This window comes from Pseudomonas edaphica (assembly GCF_005863185.1).
GTDB lineage: Bacteria > Pseudomonadota > Gammaproteobacteria > Pseudomonadales > Pseudomonadaceae > Aquipseudomonas > Aquipseudomonas edaphica.
This window is the reverse complement of the sequence record NZ_VBVZ01000981.1, coordinates 1-1,329: the sequence shown is the minus strand read 5'-3', so window position 1 is coordinate 1,329 and position 1,329 is coordinate 1. Positions and strand designations below refer to the sequence as shown.

Annotated in this window: 2 protein-coding genes; both read left to right on the top strand. The window is 53.0% G+C overall.

The window, feature by feature from the left end; genetic code table 11:
• Positions 1–520: 520 nt before the first annotated feature.
• Positions 521–934, top strand: a complete 414-nt coding sequence (locus tag FEM54_RS32660) for an NADH-quinone oxidoreductase subunit A (protein WP_003219575.1) — start codon at positions 521–523, stop codon at positions 932–934.
• A gap of 10 nt (positions 935–944) precedes the next feature.
• The coding region (gene nuoB, locus FEM54_RS32655; protein WP_138454295.1) for an NADH-quinone oxidoreductase subunit NuoB at positions 945–1,329 on the top strand (385 nt) is incomplete at its 3' end.

Genomic DNA, 1,329 nt, shown 5'->3' with positions numbered 1-1,329 from the left:
GAGCTGGCTTGCCTGCGATGGCGGTGGGTCAGTGACAGATTTTTCAACTGTTCCACCGCTATCGCAGGCAAGCCAGCTCCCACATCGACCGTGTCGACCCTGAAGGTTTTGCGCAAAACATTGACCCAGGGCGCTATTTGCCTGAATCAAATCGGTTAAAAGATCCCCTCCAGCAACTAGCAGCAATCACGCAAGTAACAACAACTTCCCGCGCCACACGAGAAACATTCGCTTAAATCCTGCGCAAACAATATTCATTATCATTTAGCCGATGAAAACTTCTTTACCGCTTAAACAAAACACATTTGATTAAATGCCCGCTAATCCCCGCCCCACAAGGGCTACAGCCCCAAGAAGGTGCACTATGTGCTTATTCCATCGAATAATTTCGCTATAGGAATTTTACTTGCCCGGTGTTTAGCCATAAAATCACCGCGATTGATTGCAGTGCGACATATCGTCACTGCATCGTTACTTTTTCGAGCTCAGAGACCTTTGCTCTCTGTTAAGGATTTCCAGCATGACCGAAGCGACAGGACTCATGGCCCACAACTGGGGCTTTGCCATTTTCCTCCTCGGTGTTGTCGGCCTTTGTGCCTTCATGCTCGGCGTCTCCAGCCTCCTCGGGTCAAAAGCCTGGGGCCGCAGCAAAAATGAACCGTTCGAGTCCGGCATGCTGCCTACAGGTGGCGCCCGCTTGCGGCTCTCAGCCAAATTCTATCTGGTCGCGATGCTGTTCGTGATCTTCGATATCGAAGCCCTCTTTCTCTTTGCCTGGTCTGTGTCCGTCCGCGAAAGCGGCTGGACCGGATTCGTCGAAGCCCTCGTTTTCATAGCAATTCTGTTGGCAGGCCTTGTCTACCTATTCCGAGTGGGCGCCCTTGACTGGGCTCCGGAAGCTCGTCGTAAGCGGCAAGCGAAGCTGAAACAATGAGGCTTTGGCGATGCAATACAATCTCACCAGGATCGACCCGGATGCTCCTAACGATCAGTACCCTATCGGCGAACGGGAAACCGTCTCCGATCCGTTAGAAGATCAAGTCCACAAAAACATCTACATGGGCAAACTCGAAGACGTGCTGAGTGGCGCGGTCAACTGGGGGCGTAAAAACTCCCTGTGGCCGTACAACTTCGGCCTTTCGTGCTGCTACGTGGAAATGACCACCGCCTTCACGGCGCCCCACGACATCGCGCGCTTTGGCGCCGAAGTTATCCGGGCATCACCGCGCCAGGCGGATTTCATGGTTATCGCCGGCACCTGCTTTATCAAAATGGCGCCGATCATTCAGCGTCTCTACGAGCAAATGGTCGAACCGAAGTGGGTTATCT

Bases quoted from the DNA above. Each gene is read 5' to 3' on its own strand.
- FEM54_RS32660 (WP_003219575.1), top strand. From the start codon at position 521: ATGACCGAAGCGACAGGACTCATGGCCCACAACTGGGGCTTTGCCATT.